This window comes from Pseudomonas synxantha (assembly GCF_900105675.1).
Classification (GTDB): domain Bacteria; phylum Pseudomonadota; class Gammaproteobacteria; order Pseudomonadales; family Pseudomonadaceae; genus Aquipseudomonas; species Aquipseudomonas synxantha.
Genome location: NZ_LT629786.1, coordinates 6,526,054 through 6,545,997, shown reverse-complemented (window position 1 = coordinate 6,545,997; position 19,944 = coordinate 6,526,054). Strand labels below are relative to the sequence as shown.

Genomic DNA, 19,944 nt, shown 5'->3' with positions numbered 1-19,944 from the left:
TCCCACATTTTTGACCGCGTTTATTCTGCTGATTCCCCTGCGCTGCAAGGGAACTGCCAGCTTTAGAGGTAACGCGCCATGATTTCGTCTACACGACCGCTCTTGCGTAATTCATCCAGCGCCGCCTGGAGCTTGGCGACCACCTCATCAGGCACGTCCTTGTTCAACGCAAGATAGAGCTGCGCGCTGTTGAACCGCAGCACGGTCTTGAGCCCTGTCACACCAACCTGACGCGCCAGGTAACGGCCTGCGGGATCGCCGGTCGCCCAAAGATCGATCTGGCCGTCCATGAGCTTTTGCGCATTGTCTTGATCACGCAACACGACGATAGGTTTGAGACCCTGCTTATCGAGCGTGTCGGCAATGGCATCACCCTTATAGGCGCCGATCTTGTAGGCACGGGCGTGCTCAAGGTCGTTGAGCTGGATCTTGCTGTCGGCCTTGGCCAGTAACACCCAATCATCCGGGCCGATGGGGCCGACCCATTTGAACAAGGCTTCACGGTCCGGCAGCCGCGCCATGACAAATACACCGTAGCCGGGCTTTTCCAGGGCGAGCTTGTAGATTCGCTCCCAAGGAAAACGCAGGGTGAGGTTGTAGGAAATGCCGGCGCGCTTGAAGGTCTCGCGCACGATGTCCACGCCGATGCCTTCGATGTTCTCGTCCTTGGCGAAGTTCTTGCCGTTTTTCGCCATGTTGTAGGGCGGGAAATTTTCCGTCAGCAGCACCAGGGAAGTGTCAGACGATTCATCGGCGTGTGCCGTAGCCACCATGAGCATGGAGGAACTGGCGAGGGCGAGCAGCAGGTGTTTGAACATGAAGGCTACCGGGATCCATGGCAAGCGCAGAGAGTGCCGCGAGCCTGCCATGGTGTCCAGCAGCGTTTAGCGGACGACGATACCGCGCGCGGCCATGTAGGCCTTTGCCTCGGGGACGGTGTATTCGCCGAAGTGGAAGATACTCGCCGCCAGTACCGCGCTGGCATGCCCTTCGATCACGCCATCGGCCAGGTGCTGTAGGTTGCCGACACCGCCGGAGGCGATTACCGGGATGCCCAGGGCATCGCTGATGGCGCGGGTGACGCCTAGGTCGAAGCCATTTTTCATGCCGTCCTGGTCCATGCTGGTCAGCAGGATTTCACCAGCGCCCAGGCCTTCCATCTTCATCGCCCACTCCACTGCGTCCAGCCCGGTAGGCTTGCGCCCGCCGTGGGTGAAGATCTCCCAGCGCGGAGTTTCGCCCGGGCCGGAAACTTTCTTGGCATCGATGGCGACGACGATGCATTGCGAGCCGAAATGCTGCGCGGCTTCGCCGACGAACTCGGGGTTGAACACGGCGGCGGTGTTAATCGAGACCTTGTCCGCGCCAGCATTGAGCAGGTTGCGGATGTCTTGCACGGTGCGCACGCCACCGCCCACGGTCAGCGGGATAAACACCTGGCTGGCCATGCGCTCGACGGTATGCAAGGTGGTATCACGACCGTCGACGCTGGCGGTAATGTCGAGAAAGGTAATTTCGTCGGCACCTTGCTCATCGTAGCGACGGGCGATTTCCACCGGGTCGCCGGCATCGCGGATGTTCTCGAACTTGACGCCCTTGACCACGCGACCGTTGTCGACGTCCAGGCAAGGGATGATGCGTTTGGCCAGCGCCATGGTCAGTCCTCAGCCGTTGTAGGCGTCGCAGTAAGCCTGAGCTTCGGCGACGTCCAGGGTGCCTTCGTAAATCGCACGGCCAGTGATGGCGCCGATAATGCCGGGGGCCTTGGCGTCCAGCAGCGACTTGATGTCGCCCAGGTTGTGAATGCCGCCGGAGGCGATCACCGGGATTTTCGTCGCCGCCGCCAGGGCAGCGGTGAACGGCACGTTGCAACCCTGCATCATGCCGTCTTTGGCGATATCGGTATAAACGATGGCGGACACGCCGTCGGCTTCGAACTGCTTGGCCAGGTCGATCACCTGCACGGTGCTGATTTCTGCCCAACCGTCGGTGGCGACGAAACCGTCTTTAGCATCCAGGCCGACGATAACCTTGCCCGGGAATGCACGGCAGGCTTGGGCGACGAAGGCTGGGTCTTTCACCGCCTTGGTGCCGATGATCACGTAGCTCACGCCGGCTTTCACGTAGTGCTCGATGGTCTCCAGGGAACGGATACCGCCGCCGATCTGGATTGGCAGGTTCGGGTAGCGCTTGGCGATCGCGGTGACCACCTCGCCATTGACCGGCTGGCCTTCGAAGGCACCGTTCAAGTCCACCAGGTGCAGGCGACGGCAGCCCCCTTCCACCCATTTGGCGGCCATGCTCACCGGGTCATCGGAGAACACCGTGGAATCTTCCATGCGGCCCTGGCGCAGACGTACACATGCGCCGTCCTTGAGATCGATAGCGGGGATAATCAGCATCTGGCAAACCTTATTCGATATTCAGCAATGCTTGGGAAATCAGGGTTTCTCAAGCGACCACAAGTCGCTTTCGATGCTTTCGAACCTTTCTTTGAGGAGCGTCTGCGTATCGAAAATCGCCCTGTTGTAATAATGCGGTGCCACTTCGGTGGTGAACAACTCAAGAATTTCGGCGACCTCGAACGAACCCAGCTTGAGCTCGAAGCGGTCCTCCATGAACCGCTTGATCTTGTCGGTGGCCTCACGCTCCTGTTCGGGCGTGAGGTTCAAGATCGGCGGTTTCGGTTTCTTGGCCATTTACCAGCGACCGTCCCACGCGGCGAAGTTCTGCAGCAATTGCAGGCCATGGGTATGGCTCTTCTCCGGGTGGAATTGCACGGCAAAGCGCGAACCGTCGGCCAGGGCTGCGGCGAAATCAACGCCGTAGTGTCCACCCCCCACCACCTGGCGCGGGTCACCGGCGGCGATGTAATAGCTGTGCACGAAGTAGAAGCGCGCCATGTCCGGGATCTCATGCCACAGCGGGTGGTCGACGGTGCGGCGCACTTCGTTCCAGCCCATGTGCGGGACTTTCAAATGTTCGCCGTCTTCATGCAGGCCTTTGCCGAAGAACTTCACCTGGCCCGGAAACAGGCCGATGCAGTCGACGCCGTCGTTCTCTTCGCTGCTGTCGAGCAAGGCTTGCATGCCCACGCAGATACCGAGGAAGGGGCGATCCTGGCTGACCTCGCGTACCAGGCTGTCAAAGCCCAGGCGGCGGATCTCGGCCATGCAATCGCGAATCGCGCCAACACCGGGGAACACCACGCGGTCGGCTTCGCGAATCACATTGGCATCGCTGGTGATCAGCACCTTGCCGGCCCCTACGTGCTCGAGGGCCTTGGCCACCGAGTGCAGGTTACCCATGCCGTAATCGATAACCGCGACCGTCTGCATTACAGGACGCCCTTGGTCGACGGCATTTGCCCGCCCATGCGCTCATCGACTTCCACAGCCATGCGCAACGCGCGGCCGAAAGCCTTGAACACGGTTTCGATCTGGTGGTGGGTGTTGGTGCCGCGCAGGTTGTCGATGTGCAGGCTGACCAGTGCATGGTTGACGAAGCCCTGGAAGAATTCCTGGAACAGGTCGACGTCAAAGCCGCGGCCCACGTTGGCGCGGGTGTAGGGCACGTGCATCTGCAGGCCTGGACGGCCGGAGAAGTCGATGACCACACGCGACAGCGCTTCGTCCAACGGGACATAGGCATGGCCGTAGCGACGGATGCCTTTCTTGTCGCCGATGGCCTTGGCAAAGGCCTGGCCGAGGGTGATGCCCACGTCTTCCACCATGTGGTGGTCGTCGATGTGCAGGTCGCCCTTGCCGACGATATCCAGGTCGATCAGCCCATGACGGGCGATCTGGTCCAGCATGTGCTCAAGAAAAGGTACACCGATATCAAATCGGGCCTTTCCGGTGCCATCCAGGTTGATCGAGGCTTTGATCTGGGTTTCCAGAGTGTCGCGCTCGACAGACGCCTTACGTTCGGCCATCACCAGCTCCGCAAAATCATTGGGCGAAAAAGGCAGCCATTATAGGGGCGCGGGCGCTAAACAGAAACATCGGAGGGGATAAGACTGATGGAGTGTCGGGGATAGACATGTGCATACATGCATAACCAATGTGGGAGGGGGCTTGCTCCCGATAGCGGTAGATCAGTCAACAATGCACTGACTGATGCGCCGCCATCGGGAGCAAGCCCCCTCCCACAAGGGTTTTGCAGTGTTAGTGGAACAGTACCGCGGTCTTCTGCAGGGTCACCCACACACCCCACGCCAACGGAATACCTACCACCAGCCAGGCGGCAACCGCCAACGGCTTGCTGCCGGCGGACGCTTTCCACTCCAGCACGGTGGTCGCATCGGCACCTTTGTCATGCCCCAGCGCCTGTTCGGCGGCCAGTTCCGCATCGGTCATGAAGTACTTGTCGGCCACCGGGCGCACCAGCATGTTGCAGATAAAGCCCAGCACCAGCAGGCCGGCGAGGATATACAAGGTGATGTCGTAAGCCGCAGCGCGTTCAACGCCGATGCTCAGCTGGTATTCACGCAGGTAGTTCACCAGTACCGGCCCCAACACGCCCGCAGCCGCCCAAGCGGTCAGCAGGCGACCGTGGATGGCACCCACCATCTGGGTACCGAACAGGTCAGCCAGGTAAGCCGGGACGGTGGCAAAACCACCGCCGTACATCGACAGCACGATGCAGAACGCGGCCACGAACAGCGCGACGTTACCCAGGTGCCCCAGGTTCGGGATCAGCGCGTACAGGGCAAAGCCCAGTGCAAAGAACACGAAGTAGGTGTTTTTACGCCCCAGATAATCGGAGAACGACGCCCAGAAGAACCGGCCCCCGATGTTGAACAGGCTCAGCAGGCCAGTAAAGCCAGCAGCAATGGCCGCAATGGAGGCAAGCTGACCAGCATCCAACTGGCCAAATGGCACGTCAACACCCAGCAGCTTGCCGCCGAACACTTCCTGCAACAGTGGCGAGGCCATGCCGAGGATGCCGATACCGGCCGATACGTTCAGGCACAACACCAGCCATACCAGGCGGAATTGCGGGGTTTTCCACGCGACATTCACATGCACGTGGCGATGAGTGATCATCGCGTTACTGGCTTTTTTCGCCGGCGCGGTCCAGCCCTCAGGCTTCCAGCCGGTCGGCGGCACGCGGTACAGCAATGCGCCACCGATCATGAACACGAAGTAAATCGCCGCCATGACCACGAAGCTCTGCCATACGCCCACGCTGGTCGGCGAAGAGAAGTGGCCCATCAGCGCTGCGGCCAGGGGTGCGCCCACCATCGCGCCACCGCCGAAGCCCATGATCGCCATGCCGGTCGCCATGCCGCGCTTGTCCGGGAACCACTTGATCAGGGTCGATACGGGCGAGATATAGCCCAGGCCCAGGCCGATACCACCAATGACCCCGGAGCCGATCCACATCAGCCAGATCTGGTGGGTATAGATACCCAGCGCAGAAATCAGCAAGCCACCGCACCAGCACAGTGCCGAGACAACCCCGGCCTTGCGCGGCCCGGCATGTTCCAGCCAACCGCCCCAGATCGCTGCCGAGCAGCCCAGGAAGATGAAGAACAGGGTGTAGATCCAGCCCAGCATGGAGATGGGCCAGTCGCATTGAGACGAGAAGACTTGGGCGATGAAGCTCATGTGCGGCGCGCAGGCCACCGGTGCGGTGATCCCCAGCGCCTTGGACAATGGCAGCCAGAATACCGAGAAGCCGTAGGCCATGCCGATACACAAGTGGATGGCCAGGGCGGCCGGTGGAACCAGCCAGCGGTTGAACCCCGGCTTGGCGATGATGCGTTCCTTGGACAGGAACGCGGGCTGTGCGGCGACGGCGCCGGCCACAGTGCTAGTGCTCATTGGTGTTTCCCCCAGTTATTAATATGCGTCCGTCAGGCGCTCTCTCCCTCGGCCTTGCACGCAAAGCGTGGCCGTTTTGTTGAGTGAAGCTCCCTTTTAGGCGCGACGTTAAGTCGCAGAAGGCGGACGAACGTGCAGAGATTAGCACCAGTGGATGACAGAAAAATCAAACTGCCACTACCTTTTTGGATTATCTGCATTTTTCTGACGTCAAAATCCTATTTCCGCGTCACTGGATACAATGTAACGATCCGTGAACTGACGCAGGCCGTCGGGCGTTATACTCTGCGGCTAAATTTTGAAATCGACATACAAGGACTCGCCCATGAAAGCGTTCGGCAAAATCCTGGGTCTGGTACTTCTCGGGCTGTTGCTGATCATTGTGGCGCTCGGCTTTGCCCTGACCCACCTCTTCGATCCCAACGACTACAAAGAAGAAATTCGCCAGATAGCCCGCGACAAGGCCCACATCGAGCTGACGCTCAATGGCGATATCGGCTGGAGCCTGTTCCCCTGGCTGGGCCTGGAATTGCACGAGGCCAGCGTCGCGACCCTGACCGCACCGACTCAACCATTCGCCGATTTGCAGATGCTTGGCCTGTCGGTGCGCGTGCTGCCGCTGCTGCGCCGCGAAGTACAAATGAGCGATGTGCGTGTCGAGGGCCTGAACCTGCGCCTGAACCGCGACAAGCAAGGCCATGGCAACTGGGAAGACATCGGCAAGAACGTACCCGATGCGACTGCCGAAGCCCCCGCAGCCGTCCCTGCGCCAGTGGAACCGGTGGCTGAAACCAAGCCGGAGAAACCGCCACAACCGATCCGCCTGGATATCGACAGCCTGACCATCAACAACGCCCGCGTCGAATATAACGATGAACAGACCGGCAAGCAATTCAGTGCCGAAAGCATCCAGCTCAGTGCCGGTGCGATCCACGAAGGCGCCAGCATTCCACTGAAACTCACCGCGTTCCTGGGCAGCAACCAGCCGCTGATGCGCGTCAAGACCGAGCTGAACGGCAACTTGCGCATTCAGCGTGCCCTCAAGCGCTACCAGTTCGAAGACATGCGCTTTAGCGGCGAAGCCACTGGCGAACCGTTGCAAGGCAAGACCGTGAGCTTCTCCACCCAGGGCCAACTGCTGGTGGACCTGGCGGCCAACGTCGCCGAATGGACCAACCTGAAACTCTCGGCCAACCAGTTGCGCGCCTTGGGCGAGCTCAAGGCCAACGACCTGGACAAGACCCCGCAAATCAGCGGCGCCCTGTCTGTGGCCCAGTTTGACCTGGCCAAGTTTCTCGACAGCATTGGCCACCCGCTGCCGGCCATGGCTCCAGGCAGCCTGAGCAAGGTCGAGCTGGTCAGCCGTCTGAAGGGCACGCCCACCAGCGTGGCCCTGGAAAACCTGAACCTGAAACTTGACGAAAGCACTTTCACTGGCCGCGTCGCTGTGGACGATTTCGCCCAGCAGTCCCTGCGTGTACAGCTCAAGGCCGATACCTTCAACGCCGACAATTACCTGCCGGCCAAATCCGAAGCGGCCAAAGGCGCAACCGCCGCACGCCAGGCCGAAGTGCAAAGCAGCGAAGCCGGCGCCATGGCAGCCGGGGGCAGCACGCCATTGCCGGACGCACCGACCAAAGGCGCCTGGAGCACGGACAAACTGCTGCCACTGACCCGCCTGCGCAGCCTGGATATCAACGCCGACCTGGCGTTCGGCCAACTCACCCTGAGCCAGTTGCCGATCCAGAACGCAGCGCTGAAAGCTTCGGGTATCGACGGTCAGCTCAAGCTCGACAGCCTGAGTGGCGGGCTCTACAACGGCACCTTCCAGGCCAACGGCACGCTCGATGTGCGCCAGGACCTCCCACTGCTCGCACTGCAAACCCAAATCAAGCAAGTGCCGGTGGAAAAGATCCTGCAAGCCCAGGGGAAAAACCCGCCAGTGAAAGGCCAGGTCACCCTGGACAGCAACCTGACCGGGCGTGGCAACAGCCAGAAGGCATTGATCGACAGCCTCAACGGTACCGCCAGCTTCGTGATCAATAATGGCGTGCTGCTCAACGCCAACATCGAGCAACAGGTCTGCACCGGTATCGCCCTGCTCAACCGCAAGACCTTGAGCAGCACGCCGCCAGGCAAAGACACTCCGTTCCAGGAACTGCGCGGTAACCTGACGTTCCGTAACGGCGTGGCCAGCAACCCCGACCTGAAAGTGCGCATCCCGGGGCTGACAGTCAACGGCAACGGCGATGTCGACTTGCGCGTGCTGGGCATGGACTACCGCCTCGGCATCATCGTCGAAGGCGACCAGCGCGAGGTGCCAGACCCGGCCTGCCAGGTCGGCACCAACTTCCAGGGTATCGAAGTGCCGTTACGCTGCCGCGGCCCACTGGAACTGGGTGCCAAGGCCTGCCGCCTGGACAAGGATGGCCTTGGCCAGGTCGCCCTCAAGGCTGCCGGCAATCGCCTTAACGAGAAATTGGAAGAGAAGCTCGACAAGGTCAATCCAAAAATCAAGGACGCCTTGAAAGGTCTGTTCAACCGATGAGAGACGAGCAGTTTTCAGCGGCGGTACTCGATTGGTACGACCGCCACGGCCGTCATGACCTGCCCTGGCAGCAGGGCATCACGCCTTACCGGGTGTGGGTGTCGGAGATCATGCTGCAACAGACCCAGGTCAGCACCGTGCTCAATTACTTCGACCGGTTCATGGCGTCTCTGCCGACAGTCGAAGCCCTGGCGGCCGCGCCGGAAGACGAAGTGCTGCACCTGTGGACCGGCCTGGGCTACTACACCCGGGCGCGCAACCTGCAGAAGACCGCCAAGATCGTGGTGAACGAGTACGGCGGCGAGTTTCCCCGCGACGTGGAAAAACTCACCGAGCTGCCCGGTATCGGCCTGTCCACCGCTGGCGCGATTGCCAGCCTGAGCATGGGCCTGCGCGCGCCGATCCTCGACGGCAACGTCAAGCGCGTGCTGGCACGCTTTACCGCGCAGGAGGGCTACCCGGGCGAGCCCAAGGTGGCCAAACAACTGTGGGCCACCGCAGAGCGCTTCACACCCTTTGAGCGCGTCAACGCCTACACCCAGGCGATGATGGACATGGGTGCCACCCTTTGCACCCGCAGCAAACCCAGCTGCCTGCTGTGCCCGCTGGAAAAAGGCTGCGAAGCCCATATGCTTGGCCTGGAGACACGCTACCCGATCCCCAAGCCGCGCAAGACCATCCCGCAAAAGCGCACGCTGATGCCGATGCTGGCGAACAGCGAGGGCGCGATTCTGCTCTACCGTCGCCCTTCCACGGGCTTGTGGGGCGGCTTGTGGAGCTTGCCGGAACTGGACGACCTGGAAGACCTCGATCACCTGGCCAACCAGCACGCGCTGCAACTGGGCAAGCATCAGGAGCTCCCCGGATTGGTCCACACCTTCAGCCACTTCCAGTTGGCCATCGAACCCTGGCTGGTCCAGGTCGAGGAATCCGCCCATCACGTGGCCGAGGCCGACTGGCTCTGGTATAACCTCGCCACCCCGCCGCGCCTGGGCCTTGCCGCCCCGGTGAAAACATTGCTCAAGCGCGCGGCCGACGTATTGAACGCAGGAGTTTCGTCATGACCCGCACCGTAATGTGCCGCAAGTACAAAGAAGAACTGGAAGGACTGGAACGCCCTCCGTACCCGGGCGCCAAGGGCCAGGACATATACGACAACGTTTCCGCCAAGGCCTGGGGTGACTGGTTGAAACACCAGACCCTGCTGATCAACGAAAAACGCCTGAACATGATGAACGCCGAAGACCGCAAATACCTGGCCGGCGAAATGGACAAGTTCTTTTCCGGCGAGGAATACGCCAAGGCCGACGGCTACGTGCCGCCTGCTCAATAATTGATCAAAAACCGGGGTCTGCACGTAAGCGACGGTAATAATTAAATATTTTTTGAAAACTTGCTTGACGACCCCCTGAAAAACCCGTTTAATGCGCCCCGTTGCCCAGATAGCTCAGTCGGTAGAGCAGGGGATTGAAAATCCCCGTGTCGGCGGTTCGATTCCGTCTCTGGGCACCAAAATATTGAGAAACCCCAAGGAACAATATGTTCCTTGGGGTTTTTTATTGCCTGCGATTTAATGCGCCCGGAGTACTTCTGGACACAATGTCGCAGCAGGACGATTGAGGGTTATTTTTCGCTGGACTCAATCGTTCAGCCTTTACCAAATTCTCAGTTGTAAGGTTTCTTTCATGACACGCCTCTTGCTCTGCTCGCTATTACTGCTGACTGCACTACTCAGTGGATGCGCCACGCAAATGGACGTAGCGATCAACGCGACACCCGATCCGGACTATCACTTCGACCGCCAGGCAACCGTACTGGTGACGTCCGTCGGGGGCAGCGACGAAAACGCACTCAATGCCCGCTACTACCTGCGCGACATGGTCAGCGCCATGAAGGACCAGGGCTTTCGCAATGTCTTTACCGACACCACCCTGCCCAAGAACCATGCACCGATCAAAATGACCATCACCCTTGACGTCGAAAGCAAGCAGGTCACTTACCGCTACACCGCTACCGAGTATGGCCAGGTGGCAAACAGCACCACCACACAGTGCAAGAAGAACAAGAAAAAGACCGATCAACTGACCTGCACCAGCACCCCGAACACCTCCTATGGCCCGGTAGGCACATCGGAACGCACCGGCTACACCACCCTCACCACCTTCCGGGCTACCGCTCGGGACGAGGCGAGCAGGCGCGCCGTGTACGTGCTTCGAGTATCGTCCTATAACGACGATTGCCAGGCGGCCAAAGTCGAAGCCTTCCTGGTGCAGCAGGGCCTGCAGAACCTGAACTTCCAGGACCGCGTGCAGCGCAATTACACGGTGACGATGCCTGAGGGGTATCGCTGCAAATAGCTTGCTCCCGTCCGGATACAGCTTGGGCACCCTGACCAAAGCCAACCGGACCTAGTTTCATTTGGGATGTTTTTCACTTATCCGAACTGTTTTTTTGAGATGGTGTAGGGCCTCATCAGCCCCTAACGCCTTCCCTACGGGCATCAAATCAGCCTGCTTTCGAGATAATCAAAATATCAATTGGAGATACTTTCCATATGCCCGAGTTTGCTCATCACGATCTGGAGCTATTGAACCCCTCGTTCGACTCGGGCCTGGTTGATGTTCTGAGCGAGCTGGAACACCTGCGCCGCCTGCAACTGGGTGGCGATACACCGCCTGCTGTTTTTTTCCAGTTGAAAGCCCTGTTTCATACGCTGGAAAGCCTGGGCTCTGCACGTATCGAGGGCAACCACACGACACTGGCCGACTACATCGAAAGCAAAGTTGAAGGGGCCGCCGAGGCTTCAGATCCGTTGCGGGAAATTGCGAATATCGAAAAGGCCCATGGACTACGTCGAAAGCATCATGCAGACCGGCGCTGATCTCACGGAGTTTGCGATTCGAGAGCTTCACTCAATCACCGTCCAGGGACTGCAACGCGAAGGTGATCGTACGCCAGGTGCTTACCGCGAGTCCGGGGTCAGCATTGCCCAGTCCGATCACCTCCCGCCCGAGGCGGTGATGGTGCCAGGCTACATGCAAGAACTCGTCGCCTTTGTGAATAAGCAGGATGCCCCCAAGTACGATCTGATGAAAGTCGCGCTGGCCCACCACCGGTTTGGCTGGATCCACCCATTTGGCAACGGCAATGGCCGCGTCGTGCGCCTTCTGACGTACGCAATGTTGATGAAGTACGGCTTCAACGTCAGCGCTGGCGGCCGAGTCCTGAATCCGACGGCAGTCTTCTGTATCGACCGCGAAAAGTATTACTCGATGCTTTCCACCGCTGACACAGGCACCAAGGAAGGCCTTGAGGCTTGGTGTACGTATGTGCTGGCAGGCATTAGAGATGAATTAGAGAAAGTCAGCAGGCTGACGGACTACGGCTACCTGACCAGGCACATTCTTGCCCCCACCATTGCATTGGCGAAAGACCGCGCATGGATAACGCCTCTTGAAGAGAAAATTCTGAGCACAGCGATCCAACTGAAGGTGGTCAAGTCGGGCGATATCGCTGACGCTCTACCGACACTGTCCGCCGCCCAAAGAACCTATCAAATAAAAAAAATGGTCGACCAAGGGATGCTGCTTCCCATCAGTCCAGGTGCTCGGCAGTACACAATCGGGTTCTCAAATAATTATTTGATCAGAGGGGTTATCAAATCCCTGCGCGAAGAAGGCTTTATCCCTGAGCAGCTGGATAAACCTTATCCATGAGGAGGCCCGCCAAGTTGCCCCCTCACTTCAGCAAAAACACCATCAACGGATTGTCATTCAACCGCCCCGCAAAGCTTGGCGCCAATTGCTCCACCGGCGAGCCCTTCAACAGCGCAGTCTCCTTGCGCGGCACAATCACCCAGGATGGCCGGGGCAGCTCACTCAGTTTCTCAAGCTGGTGACGCCCGACAAACAGTGGCTGCTCATCGTGATCCAGGTTCATCATGTAGCGCACCGCCCAGGTGTCCCGGGCCAGGTCGACAAACACCAAAGGGCCAGGCTGCGACTCACGCAGTGCCTCCACCTGGCTGACAAACCGTCGGGTGTCGAATTGCAGGTCCTTGGCCGGTTCTATCACCGCGACCAACAACAACCATTGCGCCGCCAGTGCGATCACGCTGAGCCATACCAAACGCAACGGCCGGCGCCAGGCAATCAACGCCGCGAGTTGCAACACCACCAACGCACCAATCATCAGCGGCAGGGAAATATCCGGCCAATAGCCCTGCTTGTGCCAGGCGTTCCGACACACAAACAACACAACCACGCACAACGCCGGTAACGCTGCGACAAGCCCTTCGTAACAACGGCGCACGCCCAACAGCCAACCTTGCGCCTGGAGCAGCCCATAGGCCGCAACAGCCGCAAACATCGGCACCATCGGCAAGATGTAATAAGCGCGCTTGAAGTGCGGCACCGACAACCCGAGCAGAATCATCAAGCCACACGCCCCGAGGCGCACCAGCACTTGCAGCTGCCCGTCGACCCAGCGCTCCGGCCAGCGATGGCGGAGCGCGACCAGGGTGGCCAACGCCAGCGGCACCACCGGGAAGTAACGGTACAAACTCAGCTGGAAATAGAAATAGAACGGCTCACCGGACTCATCCAGGCGCCCGCCGACTTGCATCTTGAACACTTCATCGGCAAAGGCGTCCCCGCCGCTCAATCGCGCAAGCTTCATCAGCAGCCACCAGCACACTGCTAGCAGCACCAGGCCGATAACGCCGTGGATCAGGACTTGCCGGACGCGTTCGCCCGGCCTGCCCAGCGCCCAATACACGCACACCACCCCACAGACCTCAATCAACCCCAGGGGGCCACGGATTGCAAAGGCCAGGACGAACAACGGGAACACCGCCAGTTGCCGCAGCCGCGACCCCAGGCGCTCGCCACTGTGCAGCAGATAGAAACTGCCGACACACAGTAGCGCGGTCATCTGGTCGAGGCAGACCGAGCGCGATTTTTCGAGCAACTGGGTGGTGAGCAGCGTCAGCAGCACTGTCAAACACGCCCATGGGCGACTGGACGGCGCCAGCAAGCGGTACACCAGCGCGATCACACCGGCCGACGCAAGCGCGGTGGGCAATACATTCGCCAAATGATTCGGTGCATCAAACCAGCGGGCGAATACAAAACTGAAGAAAGTCGCAGTGCCTGGGTAGTCCGCGTAAGGCTGACCGTAGGTGGTGGGAAAAAAGCTTGCGCCGTGGCGAAACATTTCCTGCATAAACAACGCCCAGCGCCCATCAAAGCCCTGGGGCTGCTGATCCCAGATTCCCAACGTGAACAACAACAGGGCAATCAGAAAGAGGCCCAGGGACTCCAGGCGAATACGGTTGCGATGATCCATCGGGTGACCTGTCAGGTGGGAAGCGCTGGCGTATGGTGCCGACCGCAGCCCTGAATAGCGCCTGAACGAACCTGAACATTCACGTTTTTACCGACTTGCGGGCCACACCACTGCCGGGATCAGGCGAACATAGACCAACTCGGCCACCAACTCGACCAGGGTTTGCAGGATCACCGCCGCGGCAGCCAACCCGCGCACGTCCTCCGGCAACGCCAGCGCCAACGGCAATACCACCAGCGAGTTGCGCGTTGACGCACTGAACGTCACCGCCCGTGCACTTGGCGCAGGCAGCGCAAACAGTCGCGCAGCCAGGATCCCCATCAACGGCGCCAGCAGGACGAAGCCCAGGTAGATCGCAAGCACTGGCAGCAACAGGTCGATGTCGCGCATCACCGATGTGATTTGCGACCCGATCACCACGAACAGCACCAGGGCCATCGCCGGCACCGGCAACCACGCCCACGCACTGCTCCATTTGTCGACAAGCGTTGATCGTCGCGCCAGGTAGGCCGTCAGCACAGCCAGCAGCATCGGCACCACGATCAACAACAGGAATGCCTCGATAAACGGGCCGATCTCAACCACCACACCCGAGTGTGCGCCCAGCATAAAACCCAAGTACACCGGCAGCAGTGCCAACTGCAACAGCAACAACAACGGCGTGGCCGCCAGCATCGACCGCGAGTCACCCTTGCCGATGTGGGTGAACACCACCACGTAATCAATACAGGGCGTCAACAACACCAGTAATGCCCCCACCAACAACGCGGGATGCCCCAGCAGGCCACGGGTCAGCGCCCACACCAGCAATGGCACCAGAACAAAGTTGGCCAATAACAACGCCGAGACAAAGCGGATATTGCCCAAACCCTGGCGCAGATCGAGGAAGGGAATTTGCAGGAACATCGCGTACATCAATACCGCGATGGCGGGCGTGATCAATACGCTCAAACCGTGAGCCAGTAGCGGCGTGTATACACCACAGGCAGCGGCCAGCAGGATGGCGACAAAATAGAGAGGGATCTGGTTATGCTCAAGGGCATCGCGGGTCATGAGGACGCTCTGGCAGATGACAAAGGCGTAGCCTATTGATCTATGGCCTGACGGTCGAGCGCGACGAACGACCAAACCCGCCCGGATTTCCTTGGGATTTACCTCAACCTGCGCTTCAATACCCCACCCAGATCCAGAACCCAAGGACGTTGAGCCCATGGCCTCGCCGAACAAGCAGCAAAAACGCGCCCAGCGGGCAAAGACCAAGGCCAAGCAAAACCGCACCCAGCGCGCCGTCGCGGCCAAGCCGGATGCGTTCGCAGGCGACGACAGCCGTATCGATCTTGAGTCTGTGGACTTGACCGAACTGTTCGTCGAGATGCGCACCGCAGGGGAGACCAGCCAGCAAGCACTGTGCGCGGTATTCCTGGCACACCCGCTGCTGGCGCTGGTGCTGGAGCAGGAAGGCGAAGAGGAAGCGACCGACTTTATCCTGGCGGCGCTGATTGAATATCGGCAGTGGGCGACGGACAGCGATGACGAGGCCGCTGCGCTGGCTTGGATCGAATCGCCGCAGTTCCAGGCAGACTACGTGGCAGCATCCCAGGCACTGACAGCCTCAACAGACTGACACATATCGAAATGTGGGAGGGGGCTTGCTCCCGATAGCAGAGTCTCAGTCAACATCCAAGTGACTGACACACCACCATCGGGGGCAAGCCCCCTCCCACATTTGCATCACATTCCGTCAGTTGAGCACTGCTGCGCCTAGCTTCTGGGCCTTGCGGCGGCTCGCCACTCCCAATACCACCTGCAAGCTCAGCATCTCAGTCGCTGACAACTCCAGCAGACTGACACGTATCAAAATGTGGGAGGGGGCTTGCCCCCGATGCAGAGTGTCAGTCGACATCTCAGCGACTGACACACTGTATCGGGAGCAAGCCCCCTCCCACATTTGCATCACATTCCGTCAGTTGAGCACTGCTGCGCCTAGCTTCTGGGCCTTGCGGCGGCTCGCCACGAACAACCCCGCCAGCACTACCAGCAAGCTCAGGATCCCGGTGGCGATGATCTCGACCCGGTGCGCTTCCTGGAACAGCATGATGGTCAAGGTGCCGACGATAAACACCATCACCGCGTAGGTCAGTCCAGGGAACAGCCACATCTTGAACACGATCTTCTCGCCCGCCGCCGCACGTTTCTGACGCATGCGCAGTTGCGACACAGCAATCACCAGGTACACCAGCAAGGCGATGGCGCCGGAGCTGGCCAGCAGGAACTCGAACACGGCAGCCGGCGCCACATAGTTGGCAAACACCGCCAGGAATGCCGCACCGGTGGACAGCAGCACCGCCCAGTAAGGCGTGCCGCTCTTGTTGGTGCGCTTGGCTACAGCCGGCGCATCACCGCGACGCCCCAGGGAAAACAGCATGCGCGAAGCGGTATACAGCGCCGAGTTCAAGCAGCTGGTTACAGCAACCAGTACCACCAGATCGACGATCAGCTTGGCATTCGGGATGCCCATGCGTTCCAGCACGGTCTGATAGGAACCTACGGCAGCCAAGGTCGGATCGTTCCATGGCACCAGGGACACCACGATGAAGATCGACAGCAGGTAGAACAAACCAATCCGCCAGATCACCGAGTTGGTGGCCTTGGTGATCTGCTGGCCGGGGTTCTTCGATTCCGCTGCGGCGATGGTGACGATCTCGGTGCCCATGAAGGAGAACATGGTGGTCAGGATCGCCGCCAAGACCGCGCGCATGCCGTTGGGCATAAAGCCCTGGGTGTCGAACAGGTGCGACACACCGCTGACCTGACTGGTGGGCAAGAAGCCGAAAATCGCCGCCAGGCCGAGGATCACAAAGCCTACGATCGCCACGACTTTGATCAACGCAAACCAGAACTCGAACTCACCGTAGTTCTTCACGCTGAACAAATTGGTCGCAGTCAACAGCAGCGTAATGATCAGGGTAAAGGCCCAGATCGCCACATCGGGGAACCAGGCATGCAGGATGGTCGCCGCCGCGTTGGCCTCCAACGGTATCACCAGTACCCAGAACCACCAGTACAACCAACCGATGGTAAAACCGGCCCAGTGGCCGATTGCGCGGTCGGCATAAGTTGAGAAAGAACCCGTGTCCGGTGACGCAACGGCCATCTCGGCCAGCATCCGCATCACTAACACCACCAGCGTGCCGGCGGCCGCGTAGGCCAACAGCACAGCCGGGCCAGCGGCAGCAATCGCATGGCCGGAGCCGACAAACAAACCGGCACCGATCACGCCGGCAATTGACAGCATGGTGACGTGACGCGGTTTGAGCCCCTGTTCGAGGTCATTGGAGCTTTGCGTACTACTCATTGACACACCTTTGCGAGGAATTGCGAAAACGGTTCGCCCAGTTGCTGCCTCTTTCGTGAAAAGAAACCAACAGGGCGTTCTTTATTTTTTACGCAAGATTTGCGCCAAAATGTTACGAAACCACGATTGACGCGGGCTGTAGGACAATTCAACAGTCATCGCAAGTCTTTGAGAACAATGGCATTCCGCTATAGCGTTACCGTGCGACCCACATCCAAGACGAACAGGCGCACCAAAAACACACACAAAAAGTACGTGACGCTCCATATAAGGGCTGATATGGACCGTTTGCCCGGTTAACCCTTCCAACCCCCGGCCAAAGCTGGCACCATCGCGCCCTTTTTTACGCGAAGCCTGTGGCTTTTCCGGTTCAAACGGCTGTTCGGTTGTTGATGGCGCGACACGCTACTGTGCCGATGCGACACCTTGCCGCAGACCACCGGTTAACCGTCCGCAGCGCTGTTGGCTGTCATCCAAACGCTATGCTAGCTTGGCGCCTCGCCAGGAAGGCGGCCCAACAGCGAAGCACGCACCGAACACAATGAGGACCGCACATGGCCGAGGCCACGCCCGCGCTTGAAATCCGCAACTTGCATAAACGCTATGGTGAGCTGGAGGTACTCAAGGGTATCTCGCTGACCGCACGCGACGGCGACGTGATCTCGATCCTGGGTTCTTCCGGTTCCGGCAAGTCCACCTTCCTGCGTTGTATCAACCTGCTGGAGAACCCGCATCAGGGCCAGATCCTGGTGGCCGGTGAAGAGCTCAAGCTCAAGGCCGCGAAAAACGGCGAGCTGATGGCCGCCGACGGCAAGCAGATCAACCGCCTGCGCAGCGAAATCGGTTTTGTGTTTCAAAACTTTAACCTGTGGCCGCACATGAGCATCCTCGACAACATCATCGAGGCGCCACGCCGCGTGCTCGGCCAAAGCAAGGCCGAAGCGATAGAAGTGGCCGAGGCCCTGCTGGCCAAGGTCGGCATCGGCGATAAGCGCCACGCCTACCCAGCCCAACTCTCCGGCGGCCAGCAGCAGCGGGCGGCGATTGCACGCACCCTGGCCATGCAGCCTAAAGTCATCCTGTTCGATGAGCCCACCTCGGCCCTTGACCCGGAAATGGTTCAGGAAGTACTTAATGTGATCCGCGCACTGGCCGAAGAAGGCCGCACCATGCTGCTGGTCACCCATGAAATGGGCTTTGCCCGCCAGGTGTCCAGCGAAGTGGTGTTCCTGCACCAGGGTCTGGTAGAAGAGCAAGGATCGCCACAGCAGGTATTTGAAAACCCGCTTTCGGCGCGCTGCAAACAATTCATGTCCAGCAACCGCTAACGGAGCAACATGCATGCAGAACTATAAAAAATTCCTTCTGGCTGCGGCCGTCTCGATGGCGTTCAGCGCCACGGCCATGGCAGAAACCTTGAAAATGGGGATCGAAGCGGCCTACCCGCCGTTCAACAATAAAGACGCCAGCGGCAATGTGGTGGGCTTTGACAAAGACATCGGCGACGCCCTGTGCGCCAAGATGAAAGTCGAGAAGTGCGAAGTGTACGTGTCCGACTGGGACGGCATCATCCCGGCCCTGAACGCCAAGAAGTTCGACTTCCTGGTGTCCTCGCTGTCGATCACCGATGAACGCAAGCAGGCTGTCGATTTCACCGACCCGTACTACTCCAACAAGCTGCAATTCATCGCACCCAAAGCCACAGCGGACTTCAAGACAGACGCCGCCTATCTGAAGGGCAAGGTGATCGGTGCACAGCGTGCAACGCTGGCCGGTACCTACCTGGAAGACAAGCTGCCGGACACCGAAGCCAAGCTCTACGACACCCAGGAAAACGCTTACCTCGACCTGACCTCCGGGCGCCTGGACGGCATCCTCGCCGACAAGTACGTGCAGTACGAGTGGCTCAAGAGCAAAGACGGTTCGGCCTATGAATTCAAAGGCGACCCGGTGGTAGAAAGCGACAAGATCGGTATCGCCGTACGCAAGGGCGACCCGCTGCGCGAGCGCCTGAACAAAGCCCTGGCAGAGATCAAGGCAGACGGCACCTACAAGAAAATCAACGACAAGTACTTCCCGTTCAGCATCGAATGACCTGAACGGCCTGCCCGGCGCGCTCCTGTGAGCGCGTCGGCTTTCAGCAATGCCTGCCGCGATATGAAAACACCATGAATTTCGATCTCTACGGATTCGGCCCGGCGCTTGCCGCTGGCGCGCTGATGACCGTCAAACTGGCGCTCACGGCCCTGTGCCTGGGGCTGGTGCTCGGCCTTGCCGGCGCCTTGGCCAAGACTTCGCCGTACAAGCCGCTGCAATGGCTGGGCGGTGCTTATTCGACCATCGTTCGCGGTATTCCCGAGCTGTTGTGGGTGCTGCTGATTTACTTCGGCACGGTCAACCTGATGCGTGCCCTGGGGGAGTTCTTCGGTAACCCCGACCTGTCCCTGAGTGCCTTTGCCGCCGGGGTGATTGCCCTGGGCCTATGCTTTGGCGCCTACGCCACCGAAGTGTTCCGCGGCGCGATCCTCGCCATTCCCAAGGGCCACCGCGAAGCCGGTGTGGCGTTGGGCTTGTCGAAACTGCGGATTTTCACGCGCTTGATCATGCCGCAGATGTGGCGCATCGCCCTGCCGGGCCTGGGCAACCTGTTCATGATCCTGATGAAAGACACTGCACTGGTGTCGGTGATCGGCCTTGAAGAAATCATGCGCCACGCGCAGATCGGCGTGACCGTCACCAAGCAACCGTTCACCTTCTTCATGGTCGCAGCGTTCATGTACCTGGGCCTGACCGTGCTGGCGATGATCAGCATGCACTTCCTGGAAAAACGCGCCGCCCGCGGCTTTGCAAGGAGCACCCAATGAGCG

18 protein-coding genes, 1 tRNA gene and 1 pseudogene are annotated in these 19,944 nt (G+C 59.7%); 10 read left to right on the top strand and 10 right to left on the bottom strand.

Features of this window, described 5'->3' with window-relative positions; all coding sequences use genetic code 11:
* Window positions 1-62 precede the first annotated feature (62 nt).
* The 7 genes from BLU48_RS30310 to BLU48_RS30280 all read right to left on the bottom strand — a co-directional run bounded on the left by BLU48_RS30310 (window position 63) and on the right by BLU48_RS30280 (window position 5,828).
* Window positions 63-818, bottom strand: coding sequence for a substrate-binding periplasmic protein (locus tag BLU48_RS30310; RefSeq protein ID WP_057025454.1), 756 nt, complete (start codon window positions 816-818; stop codon window positions 63-65).
* Window positions 819-884: 66 nt separating this feature from the next.
* A complete protein-coding gene (gene hisF, locus BLU48_RS30305; protein ID WP_003171107.1) occupies window positions 885-1,655 on the bottom strand; it encodes an imidazole glycerol phosphate synthase subunit HisF in 771 nt (256 codons plus the stop codon).
* A gap of 9 nt (window positions 1,656-1,664) precedes the next feature.
* Window positions 1,665-2,402, bottom strand: a complete 738-nt coding sequence (hisA, locus tag BLU48_RS30300) for a 1-(5-phosphoribosyl)-5-[(5-phosphoribosylamino)methylideneamino]imidazole-4-carboxamide isomerase (protein ID WP_057025453.1) — start codon at window positions 2,400-2,402, stop codon at window positions 1,665-1,667.
* Window positions 2,403-2,441: 39 nt separating this feature from the next.
* On the bottom strand, window positions 2,442-2,699 hold the full coding sequence (locus tag BLU48_RS30295; RefSeq protein ID WP_005783916.1) for a DUF2164 domain-containing protein: 258 nt from the start codon (window positions 2,697-2,699) through the stop codon (window positions 2,442-2,444).
* On the bottom strand, window positions 2,700-3,338 hold the full coding sequence (hisH, locus tag BLU48_RS30290) for an imidazole glycerol phosphate synthase subunit HisH (protein ID WP_043047298.1): 639 nt from the start codon (window positions 3,336-3,338) through the stop codon (window positions 2,700-2,702).
* Complete coding sequence (hisB, locus tag BLU48_RS30285; RefSeq protein WP_003187781.1) at window positions 3,338-3,934, bottom strand: imidazoleglycerol-phosphate dehydratase HisB; 597 nt, start codon at window positions 3,932-3,934, stop codon at window positions 3,338-3,340. Before hisB ends, hisH begins: the two co-directional genes overlap by 1 nt.
* A gap of 232 nt (window positions 3,935-4,166) precedes the next feature.
* Window positions 4,167-5,828 carry an OFA family MFS transporter gene (locus BLU48_RS30280; protein WP_057025452.1) on the bottom strand — a complete coding sequence of 554 codons (1,662 nt, stop codon included), beginning with the start codon at window positions 5,826-5,828 and terminating at the stop codon, window positions 4,167-4,169.
* Window positions 5,829-6,153: 325 nt separating this feature from the next.
* Here BLU48_RS30280 and BLU48_RS30275 point away from each other — a divergent pair, with 325 nt between their 5' ends.
* The 6 genes and pseudogenes from BLU48_RS30275 to BLU48_RS30250 all read left to right on the top strand — a co-directional run bounded on the left by BLU48_RS30275 (window position 6,154) and on the right by BLU48_RS30250 (window position 12,092).
* A complete protein-coding gene (locus tag BLU48_RS30275; RefSeq protein WP_057025451.1) occupies window positions 6,154-8,376 on the top strand; it encodes an AsmA family protein in 2,223 nt (740 codons plus the stop codon).
* Complete coding sequence (gene mutY / locus BLU48_RS30270) at window positions 8,373-9,440, top strand: A/G-specific adenine glycosylase (protein ID WP_057025450.1); 1,068 nt, start codon at window positions 8,373-8,375, stop codon at window positions 9,438-9,440. Before BLU48_RS30275 ends, mutY begins: the two co-directional genes overlap by 4 nt.
* Window positions 9,437-9,709, top strand: a complete 273-nt coding sequence (locus BLU48_RS30265) for an oxidative damage protection protein (protein ID WP_043047303.1) — start codon at window positions 9,437-9,439, stop codon at window positions 9,707-9,709. Before mutY ends, BLU48_RS30265 begins: the two co-directional genes overlap by 4 nt.
* 103 nt (window positions 9,710-9,812) lie before the next feature.
* Window positions 9,813-9,888, top strand: a tRNA-Phe gene (locus BLU48_RS30260).
* 173 nt (window positions 9,889-10,061) lie between these two features.
* A complete protein-coding gene (locus BLU48_RS30255; RefSeq protein WP_005783902.1) occupies window positions 10,062-10,733 on the top strand; it encodes a hypothetical protein in 672 nt (223 codons plus the stop codon).
* Between the two features lie 197 nt (window positions 10,734-10,930).
* Window positions 10,931-12,092, top strand: a pseudogene (locus tag BLU48_RS30250) (Fic family protein).
* A 22-nt stretch (window positions 12,093-12,114) separates the two neighbouring features.
* On the opposite strand, the gene BLU48_RS30245 reads toward BLU48_RS30250, so the two are convergent.
* Both BLU48_RS30245 and BLU48_RS30240 read right to left on the bottom strand, forming a co-directional pair.
* The gene (locus BLU48_RS30245; RefSeq protein ID WP_057025449.1) at window positions 12,115-13,722 is read right to left on the bottom strand and encodes a hypothetical protein; all 1,608 of its coding nucleotides are present in this window, start codon (window positions 13,720-13,722) and stop codon (window positions 12,115-12,117) included.
* 87 nt (window positions 13,723-13,809) lie between these two features.
* Window positions 13,810-14,775, bottom strand: a complete 966-nt coding sequence (locus BLU48_RS30240; RefSeq protein WP_057025448.1) for an arsenic resistance protein — start codon at window positions 14,773-14,775, stop codon at window positions 13,810-13,812.
* 157 nt (window positions 14,776-14,932) lie between these two features.
* Between BLU48_RS30240 and BLU48_RS30235 the strand changes: the two genes are divergently transcribed.
* Window positions 14,933-15,346, top strand: a complete 414-nt coding sequence (locus tag BLU48_RS30235) for a hypothetical protein (RefSeq protein ID WP_046070494.1) — start codon at window positions 14,933-14,935, stop codon at window positions 15,344-15,346.
* 339 nt (window positions 15,347-15,685) lie between these two features.
* Here the strand turns inward: BLU48_RS30235 and gabP are convergent, their stop codons facing one another.
* Window positions 15,686-17,077 (bottom strand): GABA permease, encoded by a 1,392-nt coding sequence (gene gabP, locus BLU48_RS30225; RefSeq protein WP_057025446.1) that lies wholly within the window; start codon window positions 17,075-17,077, stop codon window positions 15,686-15,688.
* Between the two features lie 554 nt (window positions 17,078-17,631).
* Between gabP and BLU48_RS30220 the strand changes: the two genes are divergently transcribed.
* The 3 genes from BLU48_RS30220 to BLU48_RS30210 all read left to right on the top strand — a co-directional run bounded on the left by BLU48_RS30220 (window position 17,632) and on the right by BLU48_RS30210 (window position 19,941).
* Window positions 17,632-18,405 carry an ABC transporter ATP-binding protein gene (locus BLU48_RS30220; protein WP_025859203.1) on the top strand — a complete coding sequence of 258 codons (774 nt, stop codon included), beginning with the start codon at window positions 17,632-17,634 and terminating at the stop codon, window positions 18,403-18,405.
* Between the two features lie 13 nt (window positions 18,406-18,418).
* Window positions 18,419-19,171 (top strand): ABC transporter substrate-binding protein, encoded by a 753-nt coding sequence (locus BLU48_RS30215; protein WP_003187758.1) that lies wholly within the window; start codon window positions 18,419-18,421, stop codon window positions 19,169-19,171.
* Window positions 19,172-19,245: 74 nt separating this feature from the next.
* Complete coding sequence (locus BLU48_RS30210) at window positions 19,246-19,941, top strand: ABC transporter permease (RefSeq protein WP_043047309.1); 696 nt, start codon at window positions 19,246-19,248, stop codon at window positions 19,939-19,941.
* Window positions 19,942-19,944 lie beyond the last annotated feature (3 nt).